Consider the following 14,828-nt stretch of genomic DNA (forward strand, 5'->3'; position numbering starts at 1 on the left):
ATGGAGTTGGCAATAGCTGAAATGTTGATTTCAAGCAGATCGCATTTTTTTCGGAAAGGCCATCATTACGATTATTATACTTCTTTCAATAGTCAGCCCCACTTGCACCCGATCAACATGGAAGGGCTGTCGGCCGGAATTACAGCGGATCAGAATACACTGGCTGAATTCGTGGATTCTCTGAAGCTGGCTTCTACGGAGTTGTCCCATACAAGGATACTTAAACAAGGTAAGGATAAGCAGACATTGCCGGAAGTGCAGCGGTTGTTCGCCCAGAATGTGCCGCAAGTCTTCCGGCTTCCCCATGGTGAGGGTGAGCAGCAGCGGCAGGCTCTTGAATGGGAGCTTGTTCGTCTTTTCAAGCTGTCCGAGGAGCAATGGAGTCCGGTCCGTTCGTTCAGTGAAGCCATCGGGGTTAAGCCACAGGTTGTAATCGCAGCCGTCTTCATAGCATTGCTCGCCAGGTACCCGGAGTATGAAATGAAAGCAGGGGTAAAGGCAATTGGCAAAAGAGGACGAAGCATAACCTGGTTTGACTGTTCCAATGCGGAAGGAAGGACGTTGCGGGCACTGATTGGACAAGTCAAGGAAGCGCTTCCCAATGATAAGGAAGCATCCTCCTACCAACTGCTGTTGCAGATTCCGAATCTCCCCTTGGAGAACAAGGAAGCGGCTGTGCCGGACGCCGTAGTCTCGTTCCGGGAGGAAGGGGAGGCTTGCATCGGAGGGATTAAATACTCGCCGATATTGTGTGATTCGATCTCCATCGAGTTAACGCTCCGGCAGTTCTTGAGCTTCCTCACGAATCTGTTGCAGGAACCGGATACGGTTATAGATCAAGTGCCTTTGATGAGCGGGGAAGAAGAGTCCTTCCTGCTGGAATGTGCCGGTTATGACGAAGAGGTAGCGTTTGAACAGTCGCTGTATGAACGTTTTGCACATTCAGCCTCCCTGGACAGTGATGCCGTTGCTGTTATTCATGAGAGCGGCAACGGCGAAACGGATGCGTGGTCCTTCCGCGAGTTGTCAACTGCGGTTGACAGACTCGCATTGCGGATCAGCAGTCTGGGCATCGCCCCCGGTTCTTCCATCGGGGTATACGGTGAAAGATCCATCCACACCATCGTTTCAATCCTGGCTATATTTAAGCTGGGACTTACGTATGTTCCATTGGACGGAAGTTATCCGGAGGCACAAATTCTTTATATGATTCAGGATGCCGGCCTCGTTCTGATTCTGGACACGGATTCCCGAGAATCATTTATCGACAGCGGGCGTGTTCCGGTACTTCGCCTGGACGGACCAGACCCGATCTCCGGCGAAATCGGTGAGGATGGCGGAATACTGCCGGATACGCTCTATGCCTCTGACGGTGCTTCACTCATTCTCTATACATCAGGATCGACCGGTACTCCCAAGGGGGTCAGACACAGACAGCAGCAGCTAATCAATTATTTCAACCACATGTGGACCCGATATCCGTTCAGACAGGGGGACCGGACCTGCCAACGGACCAGCATGAATTTTATGCCGTCCATGTGGGAATTTCTTGGGGCGCTTCTGCAGGGGATTACAACGGTGATTCTGTCCGATACGGTTGTAAAGGACCCGGGTAAGATTATACACGCACTAGATAAACATAAGGTCAGCTGTTGCACGATGCTTCCGTCCATGCTTCGCCGGATGTTTGAATCGTCTGAGGATTTAACCGTTCTGAAGCAGGTTCGGATGTGGATGACGGTCGGAGAGCCGTTCACGCTGGATTTGTTCAAACCATTTATGAAGCACTTCCCGGATGCTCTGCTCGTAGCTGATTACGGTGCGACAGAGGTGAACGGAATCATGCAATTTACAACGGCAGACTGTGATCTTGCAGAAGGCAAGATGGCCTGGTTCAGACCGATTACGAATGTCAAGGCTTACATTCTGGATTCCCGGATGCGATTGTGCCCTGTTGGAGTGCCCGGAGAGCTGCACATCGGCGGTGCCTCATTGGCCGTAGAGTATGTGAATAGGCAGGAGGAGACGGCAGCCAAGTTCACCAACAACCCACTTCGCGGAAGCGCGGGAGAGCGGTTGTACAAGATGGGGGACATGGCCCGTTATTTGCCGGACGGAACCATCCAGCTGCTGGGCAGACAGGATCATCAGGTGAAGATCCGCGGAATCCGTATCGAGCTATCTGCCGTCGAGAAGGTGCTGGGCGAAGTTGAGCGGATACAGGAATGCGCTGTTGTGGCCAAGGAGAGCGGCAACGGGACCAAACGGCTGGTGGCCTTCCTTGCCTTGAAGCAGGAAGCCGTTTTTTCGGACGAGGAAGTAAGGGGGTACCTGGGTGCAAGATTGCCGGAGTTTATGGTTCCGTCCTCCTTCATCGTTCTGAAGGAAATGCCGCGAACTCCCAATGGCAAGCTGGATCGTCACAGACTAATCAAGGCCGATACCGCTGCCCTTGTGCGTGAGCTGGAAGAAACGGCGGGCAAGGCTGCGAACTCTGTCGTTCCGCCGGTTGAAGCTTCTGCCGAACTGGACCATGACACCGTCAGGGATGAGCTGCTCCGGATTGCGACAGAGATCCTGGGAGGTGGCCCGGACGAGATCAAGCCGCATCATAAATATTACGAAGTCGGCTTCGATTCAATGACCATCGTTGATTTCATGAACCGGATCAAAGCGTTGTTCGCGGTCAAGCTGGAGGTTACGGATTTCTACGATCATCCCAGCATCAAGGATTTGGTTATGTTCCTGGCCGGAAAGGGGGTCCGTCCAGTTCCGGTTGCTCCCCCGCTGCCCGAGCCGGGCACTGCTGCCGTGGACACCGGCAATGCTTCGCAGGAGGCCAGTTCGTCTGGACTTGCAGCAACGGATGATCCGGCCAAGCCGGAGGACGACGTCTCGACGAGCCGGCAGCCGGTTGACAGAAAAGTAGCCGTAATCGGCTTGTCCTGCAGATTTCCGGGGGCCCGGAATGCCGAAGAGTATTGGAGCAATCTGGCCGCCGGCGTCTGCTCCGTAACGGAGATTCCCGCAGGAAGATGGGAGATGGAGGCATTTTATGACCCGGATCTGAAGAAGCCGTTCCGGTCTGCCAGCAAATGGGGCGGATTTATGCAGGGCATCGACCAGTTCGATTCGGATTTTTTTCGGATCTCTCCACGGGAGAGCGAAATGATGGACCCCCAGCAGCGCTTGATTCTCGAAGAGTGCTGGAAGGCGATGGAAGATGCGGGCTATCAGGAAAAGGAGCTTAGCGATAAGGCGGTTGGCGTATACATTGGCGGAAGGCCGGGGGATTATGTCCAGTTGATCCGCGACCGGCAGCTTCCCCACGATCATTACACGACCATGGGCAATGATAACGCCATTCTGTCAGCCCGGATTTCGTATTATCTCAATCTGAAGGGTCCATGCATAACGGTGGATACCGCCTGCTCTTCTTCGCTTACCGCCATCCATTTGGCTTGCTCCGACATTGCGGCGGGCGAGTCTGAGATGGCTTTTGCAGGAGGCGTGTCCGTGATGTCGTCTCCGGCGCTGTATTATCAGTCCTCTAGTATGGGGATGTTCTCCCCGGATGGACAATGCAAGGCATTCGATAATGAGGCCAACGGGATGGTGCCCGGCGAAGGTGTAGGAATCGTCATTCTGAAAAGCCTGGACCGGGCATTGGAGGACGGGGACCACATTTACGGGGTAATCGTTGCCTCCGGAATCAATCAGGACGGCAAAACCAATGGAATAACCGCTCCGAGTGCTGCCTCGCAGCAGCAATTAATCCGAAATCTGTATGCTAAGTACAAGCTTGATCCTGAACGGATTTCGTATATCGAAGCCCATGGAACCGGCACCAAGCTGGGGGACCCGATCGAGATCAAGGCGTTGACGGAAGCATTCGCCGGCTGGACGGATCGGAAGGGGTACTGTGCGGTCGGTTCCGTAAAGACGAACATCGGCCACACGATTGCTTGCTCCGGGGTAGCCGGGCTGGTAAAGGTTCTGCTGGCAATGAAGCACAAAAAACTTCCCCCGTCGCTGCATTTCAAAAACGCTAATGAGCATATTGATTTCGCCGGCAGCCCCTTCTATGTCAACACGGCGCTTAAGGATTGGGAGGCTCAGGGTCCGCGAATGGCTGCAGTCAGTTCATTCGGCATCAGCGGAACCAACGTGCATCTGGTTGTTGAAGAAGTGCCGCACGCCCCGCGGGGCGGCAGCGATTCACTTCCGTACCACATCGTGCCGCTTTCTGCCAAAACGAAACGGGCGCTGATGGCCAAGGCAGGCGAATTGGCCGTTTGGCTGGATAAGGAAGGGAGTGGCTATACCCTAGACGAGATCGGCTATACGCTGCAGGCGGGACGGAGCATGTTTGATTGCCGTGCCGCCTTCGTGGCGGCGGGCCACCACGATCTGAAGCGCAAGCTGGAAGCCTTTCTGAACGGGGAGGAGCTGCCGTATATTTACAGCAATCTTCGTCCTCAGGCGGAGGCGCAGGCAGAGGAGCACGGCCCATACCGGCAGGACACGCTTGTCAGAAGACTCGGCAAGGTAGGCCTTGAACGGGAGGAGTACAGAAATATAGCCGGTCAGATCGCTGTATGGTTCGTTCAGGGACAGGATATCGACTGGAACCTGATTCCGCGCGACGGCCGCCTCGGCCGGATTTCCATGCCGGTCTACCCGTTCGAACGTCAGAGCTATTGGATTGCAGGGACGTCGGAAAACCGCCCGCAGGTGCAGCTTGAAGAGAAACACGCCAACCCTGACCAGAAGTTACACCCTTACCTGGGGGAGAATGCCTCTACGCTGAAGGAGCAACGATTCAGAACCGTCTTTTCGCTGAAGGATGCCGAAGTACGGGAGCATGTCATACATGGGGCGGCTGTACTTCCGGCGGCGGTCATGCTGGAGATGGCAAGGGCAGCCGGGGAGTCTGCTTGCGAGCAGAAGATACACTTAATTTCTTCTATTGTATGGAAGAAAGAGCTTCGCTTCACCGGGGAATCGAAGCAGGTGGCTATTCATCTCTCGGAGCGGGAAGCTGCTGTTCATTTTACGATAACGGAGCAGACTGACGACGGCCCTCAGACCGTATGCCAAGGCAAGCTGGAGCCGGATGTTGCTCCCCGGTCAGCCGCAAGGTACGAGAAAACCGCTTCTATTCTGGATAGATGCACCCGGTCGAGGCCGGTTGGGGAGCTGTATGCTTCCTTTGCGGAGAAGGGGATATGCTACGGCGCGGGCTATCAAGTAGTGAAGACACTCGCGTACAACGGGAATGAACTGCTGGCCCGGCTGGAGCTGCCGGACGGACAGGCAGGGCAGACCGGCGGAGAAGCCCCCTATTATGAGCTGCTGCCCCAGATGCTGGACGGGGCAATGCATGCTATGGGCGGCTTCGACGAGCTGTTCGAGGCGGATCATTCGTATGTGCCGTTTATGCTGGGGCAGCTGGAGCTTTATCGGCCTCTAGGCCGACAGTGCTGGACCCATATCCGTCTCCACCGCCCTAATGAAGCGGGTCATGGAATAATTAAGGCTGATATCGACGTATTTGACGAGCAGAGTGAATTATGTTTGAGCATGAAAGATTTTGTAATCAAAGCGATAACAACACCGGGGAAAACGGTTGTCAATATAACGGCGGAGCCGGAAGTGCTGTTTTTTGAAGGCCGCTGGAAGAGTAAGGAACTGCTCATATCGTCTCCTGCTGCAAACGTCAAGAACATAATGGTATTCGGCAGTGAGGAATACCGGGTGCCAGCAGGCGCTCTTGCGGAGCAGCGGGTCATAGTTGTCAAGCAGGGAACGTCATGGAGACAGCTGTCGGATACAATGTACGAAGTGGGCTGCGAATATGCGGATTACAGCAAACTTATGGACGTATTATTCGAACGCGGCTTCCGGCCTGACGAAATCCTGCATTTATGGACGCTGGATACCGGCATGTACCGCGACCCCTCTGTTCATATGGAAGCAGGCGTATACTCGTTGTATCTGTTAACCAAAGCATATATGCATGGGCCATATAGCTCGGAGACGGTGCGTCTGGTCTATGCATACTCCGGCGAGAACAACGATGCGTATCCCCACTACGCGGGAGTCAACGCCTTCCTTCGGACTGCGGCGGCAGAGAATCCGCGATTCCGCACCACAAGTGTCATGCTGGAGCCTGATCTGCTGCGGAAGGACTGGGCGGCCTGTTATGCCAGGCTGAGCAATGAATTGAATGAGGTGTCCGGGGATTCGGAGGTTATGTACTCCGGGCCTGGGCGGAGCGTTAAGGTTATGGAGTCCGTTGAACTGCGGCAAGTGCCGGAAGCCGGGCCAGTCTACCGTGGAACATACGTGATTACAGGCGGTCTTGGGGGCATTGGCTATCAATTGGCCTGCCGCATGCTGGCTGATCCCGGCTGCCGGGTCATCGTCATCGGGCGTTCCGAACTGGATGAAGTGCGAAAGCACAGGCTGCAGCAATTACAGACATTTGCAGGCGAAGCCCATTACATCCAAGGGGATATCGCCAGCTATAGGGAGGCCAGAAGCGCTCTGCAGGAATGCCGGAAGCGTTATGGACCTATCCAGGGAGTGCTTCATTGTGCGGGGGTAACCCGTGATGCTTTATTGTTTCATAAGGAGCGCCATGATTTCGATGCCGTGCTGCAATCGAAGGTATGGGGGACCTTGAACCTTGATGAGTTGACTGCTTCCGATGATCTTGAGTTCTTTGTTCTGTTCTCGTCCATTTCGTCTGTGTTCGGCAATGCCGGTCAAAGCGATTATGCCTATGCCAACCGCTTTATGGACGAATTCGCAGCGGGAAGGGAGCAGAAGCGTCTCAACGGCTTAAGGTCCGGCAAAAGCTTGGCAGTGAATTGGCCCTTGTGGGCAGACGGAGGCCTGCAGCTGACGGAGGCGTACAAGAAGAAGCTGCGGATGGAGCTGGGGATGGCCGAGCTCGGCAGCCGAGCAGGAATAGCCGCCTTAGAACAGGCGCTGCAGTCTCCGTATCCGTGCCTTGCCGTTCTGGCCGGTGATCCCGAGCTTCTGTTGCAGCGGACAGCCAGCCGGCTGTTCATTCAACCGGGAGGGCGGCCGAAGCAGCTGCAACCGTACGCAGCTGCTTCGGCCGGGCCGCAAGACCGGCTCTCGGCGCTTCCTGGGGTGAAGGCGCCGGTGAAAGCGCCGGAAGATGACGCTGTCAAGCTCAAGCGGGTAGAAAATCTGCTGATAGGCCTTGTGGCCACCGAGACCCGCCTGCCGGCCGGGAAGGTGCAGCCGCAGCGCAGCATGGATGAATACGGCTTGAATTCTTTAATGATTATGAATATGACGGGGGAGCTAATCAGTCAATTTGGAGCCTTGCCGCAGACGGTATTCTTCGAGCACCGCAATCTTAAGGAACTGGCGGTCTATTTAGTGAAGGCATACCCGGATCAGACGGCGAAGCTGTGCGGAGAAGCCGAGGACCTCGCCGTCAAGGAGCCTGAGCAGAAGACAGGAGAACGCTTTCTTCCGGAGGATGCAGCTGCAGGAGACCCAGCGGTCAAGGAGCAGGAGACTTCCCTGGCTGAATCTGCCGGGACAGGGAAGAACGGTGATAAGGATGAACGGATTGCCATTATCGGGATTAGCGGACGTTATCCGATGGCCCGGACCCTGGAAGACTATTGGAACAATCTGAAGTCGGGCAGGGATTGTATTGCCGAGATCCCGGCGGACCGCTGGGATCTGCATGCTTTCTTCGATCCGAACAAGGAAGCGAAGGGGAAGAGCTATACCAAATGGGGCGGTTTTCTGGACGGCATGGAGGAGTTCGATCCGCTTTTTTTCAATATATCGCCCAAGGAAGCGGAGCTGATGGACCCGCAGGAAAGGCTGTTTCTGGAATGTGCATGGGAAACGCTGGAAGACGCCGGTTATACGCGCAAAGCGTTGGATAAAGCCAAGGTAGGCGTATATGTGGGAGCGATGTGGAGCCAGTATCAGCTGTACGGCGCCTCAGGAGATGAACGGGAGAAACCGACCTCAAGCTTCTCCTCCATTGCCAACAGGGTATCGTACGTAATGGATTTTACAGGACCCAGCATGGCGGTAGATACTATGTGCTCCTCTTCGTTGACTGCGATCAAGCTTGCCTGCGACAGCCTTGCTCGCGGGGAGGCGGATTATGCGCTTGCCGGCGGAGTGAACGTGGCCTCGCATCCCAATAAATATATTTTGGTCAGCCAGGGCAAATTCGGCTCCACGGACGGAAGATGTCGCAGCTTCGGCGAAGGCGGAGACGGGTATGTGCCGGGTGAAGGCGTAGGGGCCGTGCTATTGAAGCCGCTGGCCCAAGCCGTCCGGGACGGAGATTCCATCTATGGCGTAATTGCGGGTACTTCGCTTAACCATGGAGGCAAAACCAACGGATATACCGTTCCGAGCCCGGTATCCCAGGCGGAGCTGCTGAGCCAGGCATTTCATGAGTCGGGAATTGACCCGCGCACGATCAGCTATCTCGAAGCCCACGGCACCGGAACCGCTCTGGGAGACCCTATTGAAATCGAGGGCATTAACAGGGCGTTCGCATCCTTTACGGAGGATAAGGGCTTCTGTGCCATAGGCTCAGTGAAGTCGAATGTGGGGCATCTTGAATCGGCGGCCGGGATTGCGGCACTGACGAAGGTGCTCTTGCAAATGCGCGAGCGGATGCTGGTACCGTCGCTGCACGCTGAACAGTTAAATCCAAGAATCGATTTCCGGAATTCTCCGGTCCGCGTTCAGCGTGAATGCAGTGAATGGAGACAGCCTGTCCGCACGGTGAACGGGAAGCAGGAGAGGTATCCGCGCCGGGCGGGAATCAGCTCCTTTGGAGCAGGGGGCTCCAACGCTTTCCTGGTCATAGAGGAATATGCAGAGGAGCAAGCCGTCTCCGGCAAAAGGTCAAGCGATAACAGACAGTCTGCTTCCATAGCGGTGCTCTCCGCCAGGACAAGGGAACGGCTGTCTGAGTATGCAGGTATCATGAAGGCATTTGTGGACATCCGGCGATTGCAGGAAGGAGCGGCGGCAGGCGCAGAGGAACCGGCTGCGGCTTATTCGCTGCTGGAGTACATCGAGGCGGTGACCGGAGGCGGACAGGAGCAGCTGGATGCAGGGGAAATGCTCGGAGATGTATTGGGCACTGCGGCCGACATCATGCAATTCGCATCCGGGATTAATCAGAGGTTCGGGGTTGAACTGAATCTGCACGATGTGGCAGGCGGTCTGACGGTCGGCGGCCTGGACAAGCTCATTGCGGATGCCAGAAGACAACGCGAAGGGGCGGCGGCAACCGCAGTTCTGCAACCCCTTCGGACAGGCGCCGGCGTTGCGGGCTGCTCGTTGCAGGATTTCGTCTATACGCTACAGACCGGCCGTGAACACTTTGAGGAGCGGCTGGCTATCATCTGCGAGGATTTTAATGAACTGAGCGATCTGCTGGATGTGTATCTTCAAGGCGGCGATGCGCCGGGGCTATACTCCGGATGTGCAGCGGACAAGCTCCTGTTCGGGCAGGTTCCTGCACTTGACCTAGACCCTGAGCTTGTCGATCTAACGGCCAGGGACCGTCTGAATGATATTGCCAGAAGCTGGACGGAGGGCTCTGAAATTCCATGGAAAAAATTGTTTTCGAACTCGAAGCGCCGTCCGGTCCGGCTGCCGACCTATCCCTTTAGCAGAGAACGTTACTGGGTAGAGACCCGCTGCACACTTCAGGCAACGGTGGAGGCGACAGCTGCCGACACTCTGCTGCCATTTATAGATGCGAATGTATCCACTTTTGAAGGTCTGGCGTATACCAAGCTTTTCGACAGGGAGAATGCTCTGATCCAGGATCATATTGTGCAGGGAGCTGTTCTTGTTCCGGGTGCGGCCATGATCGAGATGGCCAGGTCGGCCGGCTCGCTGGCGAAGCCGGGGACAATCGTTGCAGGGCTGAAGCATGCAATGTGGTTCTCGCCCCTTGATGTAACGGCCGGAAGCAAACAGGCGACGATCATGTTAACCCCGGACGGCAACCAAGCGAAGTATACCATTGTTACCGGCGTCCAGGGAGAGCAGACGGTTCACTTTAAAGGTACTCTGTCCTATGGAAACGCTGCCCCCGGCAATCCGCTCGATCTTTCAATGATAAGAAAGCGGTGCCTGAACTTGATCTTCCCTGCCGAGCTTTATTCCGGTCTCCATGATCGGGGTCTTCAATACGGCCCCGGTTATCAGGTTATGGCGGAGCTGTATCACAATGAGGTTGAGGCACTGGGCCATATCCAGCTGCCGTCCGGAAGCCGGCAGTATGAAGGCGGCGGGGGCCATCCGGCGATATGGGATGGGGCACTGCATTCGGTTGCCGCTCTGGCATGGGGAGAATCGGCCGAACAAGCAGGGCTGCCGTTTGCCATTGAGGAAATTGCATTCTATGGCGCCCTGCCGAATGAGTGCTGGGTATACACCGTAAAGGGCAGCGCAGGATATGACATTACGATCTGCGATATGTCCGGGAACCGCTTGGCCCAGATGGACGGCTTCCGCTTGACCGGAACGCCTGGCCCCAAGAAGCAGGCGGAAGACAAGGGGCTTATGTATGTGCGGGAGCAATGGAAGCCGGTTAAACTGGCAATTCAAGTGCCATCCATGAAACGGAGCTTGCTTATCTTCGACGACGACAACGCAAGGTTCGAGCATATAAGGGATGAGCTGAGCAAGTCATACTCTACGATTGTGCGGGTGCGTCCGGGGACTGCATTCCGTAGAACGGAATCGGGGTTTGAGCTGAACCTGGAGGAGCAGGAGGGATACCTTAGACTTTTCCAATCCCTTCGGGAGTCCAGTCTCCGTGACTTCCAGATCATGTGGTTATGGAACGAGACGAACGCCGGTGATGCTTCCGGCAGCTATAACGTGGACCATGTACACCGTTCGGCGCAGCGCCTGCTCTGCTTCACCAAAGCAATAGCCGGTGCGGGGGGGAGTGAACAAACGAAGATCCTGTTTGCTTACACGGGGCAGCATCCGGAATGGGAGAGCTCCTGCGCAGCCGCTTTTGTCAAAAGTGTCTGCCTGGAGAGCAAGCAGGCGGTCTATAGAACGGTCCGCGTGCATGACCGGCTGCAGGCTGCGGAGCTGGCTCAACTGCTGTATCGGGAAGTAAACGCCATTCAGCAATCCTTTGCGGAGATTGCGTATACCGGCGGTATACGGATGATGCGGCTGCTGGAGGAAGCGGATATCGGTCTTCGGCTGAATGCCGATATCCGCCAGCATGCCGGGTCGTCTCCCCGCAGTCATGCACAGGAGCGGCCGGTATATGTAATCACCGGCGGAGGAGGCGGGCTGGGCCTCGTCTTCGCCCGGTATTTGGCGTCCTTGCGTCCTTGCATCCTTGTGCTGGCCGGAAGGTCGGAGCTGAATTCGGAGAAGCAAGCGGTGCTGGAACAGCTTGGGGAGACAGCCGAGATATCGTATCTGAGCTGCGACTTGTCGGACGCTGCGGATACACGCCGACTCTTCCAGATCATCGGGCAGCGGTACGGGGCCGTTCACGGTGTGATCCACGCCGCCGGAGTCACCAGGGATTCATTGGTGAAAGGGAAGTCCGAAGCAGAATTGCAGGCTGTGCTTGCGCCCAAGGTAAACGGGATCTTCCATGTGGATGAAGTCACCAAGGAAGAACCGCTTGAATTTTTTGTGGCCTTCTCTTCTATAGCGGCGGTGGCGGGAAGCCGAGGACAGGCCGACTATGCGTTCGCCAACCGTTATATGGATGAGTACATGGAGCATAGGCAGCAGTTAACGAACATCGGCCGGCGCTCCGGTGTATCGTTATCCGTGAACTGGCCTCTGTGGCAGGAGGGCGGCATGGTGATGCCCGCTGCCGTAAGCGCCTGGATGGAAGAAGAGACCGGTCTGTCGTCTCTGCAGACCGACCGGGGAGTGCGGGCCTTTGAAGCGATGCTCGGTGCCGGTTATCCCCGGCTGACGGTGGCGGAAGGACGGCTGAACAAGGTGAGAGACTGGCTGTTCCCGCCGCAGGACCTACCTGCTGCCGAAGCTTCGAGGCTGGAGGCGGATGCGGCTGCCGACCTCCCAGGTAGGGGGGATGATCCGACCCCGGAGCAGGTTGCTGCATTTGTGAAAGAAATGATCTCCCGGACGACAAAGGTAGCGGTGGAACGCATCCGCGATACCGATACGTTTGACCGGTATGGTATGGATTCTGTAATGCTTATGGGGATGGGGCGTGAGCTAGGGGCTGTCATCGGTGCGGATGCCCAAACCGTATTCGTCGAATACAATTCGGTTCGGCAGATAAGCGGCTGGTTGCTGAGCAATCACCGGGAGCGGCTGGCAGCTTATTTCCGGAAGGATTGTGCCGATGCAGTTGCCTCGGCTCCTTCGACTCCTTGGACGCCTTCGACCCCGGCTCCTTCGACCAACCCTCAGCAGGTGCGGCCAGGTGCCAAAGAGGTTGCTGTAATCGGGTTAAGCGGGAAGTACCCTGAGGCGGAGACGGCCGCTGAATTCTGGAGCAATCTGAGTACAGGGAAGGATTGCATCCGGGAGGTGCCCGCCGAGCGGTGGAACGGCGATTTGTATATGAATGCCGCTGCAGACCAGCGGCACATGCGCAGCAATGGCAAGTGGGGGGGATTCATTAAAGATGTGGATCGGTTCGATCCGCTCTTTTTTAACATTTCGCCCAAGGAAGCGGTCGGTATGGACCCGCAGGAGAGAATCATGCTGGAGACGGTCTGGCACGCGCTGGAGGATGCCGGCTACTCAAGAGCAAAATTGAACCGCTTGGAGAAGGAAGGGCGGCGGGTAGGCGTATTTATCGGGGCTATGACTCAGCCGTATCCTTGGGTTGCCAAGGATAAACAGGTCGGGGCCATTCTTTCCGGTGCTTCTTATTGGTCGATTGCCAATCGAATTTCGTATTATCTGGGCATTCAGGGACCGAGTATGGCCGTGGATACCGCTTGCTCCTCTTCGCTTGCGGCGCTGCATCTGGCGGTCAACAGCTTGCGGTTGGGAGAGTGCGCGATGGCTATCGTCGGAGGCGTGAACTTAAGCCTGCATCCTTACAAGTATATAGGCTTGTCCCAGGCCAAGCTGCTGGGAAGCCACAGCAGGAGTCTCAGCATGGGCGACGGAGACGGTTATCTTCCGGGTGAAGGGGCGGGTGTCGTCATATTGAAGCTCGCCGAACCGGCGGAAGCGGACCATGATCGAATTCTCTGCAGGATCAAGGGCAGCGCCGTTAACCATAGCGGCAGAACCAGTGCCTACAAGGTTCCTTCCGGTGACGCGCAGGCGGAGCTTATCCGCCTGGCGTTGGCCGATGCGGGAGCGGAGCCTGCCACGATTGGTTATGTCGAAACGGCAGCCAACGGATCGGCGGTCGGAGATGCAATCGAAATGGATGCGCTGAAGCTTGTTTTTCAAGATTGCAGCGCGGACAGTCATGTGTGTGCCGTCGGATCGGTCAAATCCAACATCGGGCATTTGGAGGCGGCCTCCGGGATGTCCCAATTGACCAAGGTCATTATGCAACTGGTGAACCGTAAGCTCGTTCCCTCGCTTCATGCGGACAGCTTGAACCCACGGATCGACTTGACGGGCACCGTTTTGCAGATTCAACGTGAAACGGCCGATTGGAGTAGGCTGCGGCAAGACGGCGACGATGGCTTCGGCCCGGAAATACCGTTGCGCGCAGTGATCCATGCTGTCGGTGCCGGTGGAACCAATGCGGCGCTCGTTGTAGAAGAGCATCTCCCCGCTCTGCAGGCAGAGCTGACACAAGAGCCGGAGACAGCAGGTCCCTTCCTGTTGTTAATGTCGGCCCGAAACGCGGAGAGACTTGGCCGGGTGGCCCGCAATTTGCTGGAGTATTTGACAAGCAGCGAATACGTCTCTATGAGGGACCTTGCCTATTCGCTGGCTCTGAGGGAGCCGATGGAAGAAAGGCTGGCCCTTGTTGTGCAGGATAAGCAGGCTGCCGTCGATACGCTGGAGCGGGTGTTGGGCGGAAGCGCAGCCGGGACCGGAATATTTGCGGGGAGTGTAGAGGAGCCGGGTATCCAATCGCGGCTAAGAGCAACTGACGTGACAACGGCCAGGTTGTCCGTCTTTGCGGAGCGGTGGGTGCACGGCATTGAGTTGGTGCTTGACGATCTGTACCCGCCGGAGGAATGCTTCATGCTGCCTCTGCCGGGTTATCCCTTCGAACGGGAAAGCTATTGGGTCGCCAGCGACTTGACTGCAGAGCAACAGCTGGAACCAGCGGCAGAGGCTGCACCGGACCGGACTGCATCAAATCAGGCTGCACCAGACCAAGTTGCACCGGACCGTGAGGTTTCGAGCGAAATCAGGGACTATCTGACGGAGCTGCTTGCGGAACTGCTGGATTTGAAGGCGGAGCAGATTAAGCCGGGCCAGCGGTTTGACAAATACGGCATGGATTCCCTGACTGCCAGCAGTATGGTAAAGGCTATCCGGCAATTTTTAGGGATAACGGTTACCCTGCCTGATTTGTTCGAGCACTACTCCATTGAGCGGCTCAGCGGCTTCTTAATGGAACACGGTGCTCCCCAGACCTGGGAATTGCCGGAGAACCTCTTCTCCGGTAAGGATGATACAGAAGCGGAGCCGGAAGGCGAAGCATCCTTCGACTATTACCTGAACAACTTGATTTTATCGAGTATGGAAGATAACAAGCTTCAATTAGAAGAGGCGCTGGCTTTGAAGGATATCATAAAGTCTTTTGTTGAAAGCGGTGAAACGAATGATCGAAAGAGAGATAT

2 protein-coding genes (both only partly in view) are annotated in these 14,828 nt (G+C 56.1%); both read left to right on the forward strand.

All coding sequences use genetic code 11. The features are described 5' to 3' along the window. A protein-coding gene (locus A3848_RS00345; RefSeq protein ID WP_074082879.1) for an amino acid adenylation domain-containing protein crosses the window boundary here: on the forward strand, positions 1 to 14,828 show its 5' portion. 16 nt of this gene lie beyond the right edge of the window; only the first 14,828 of its 14,844 coding nucleotides appear in the window; its start codon is at positions 1 to 3; its stop codon lies off the right edge, out of view. Further along, positions 14,810 to 14,828, forward strand: the beginning of a protein-coding gene (locus A3848_RS31520; protein WP_143192313.1) for a non-ribosomal peptide synthetase. Its footprint extends 22,778 nt past the window's final position; the window shows 19 of its 22,797 coding nt (coding positions 1-19); the start codon lies at positions 14,810 to 14,812; the stop codon falls past the right edge of the window. The genes A3848_RS00345 and A3848_RS31520 overlap by 35 nt, the downstream gene beginning before the upstream one ends.

This window comes from Paenibacillus sp. P32E, assembly GCF_001909085.1.
In the GTDB taxonomy this organism is placed as follows: domain Bacteria; phylum Bacillota; class Bacilli; order Paenibacillales; family Paenibacillaceae; genus Paenibacillus_AQ; species Paenibacillus_AQ helianthi.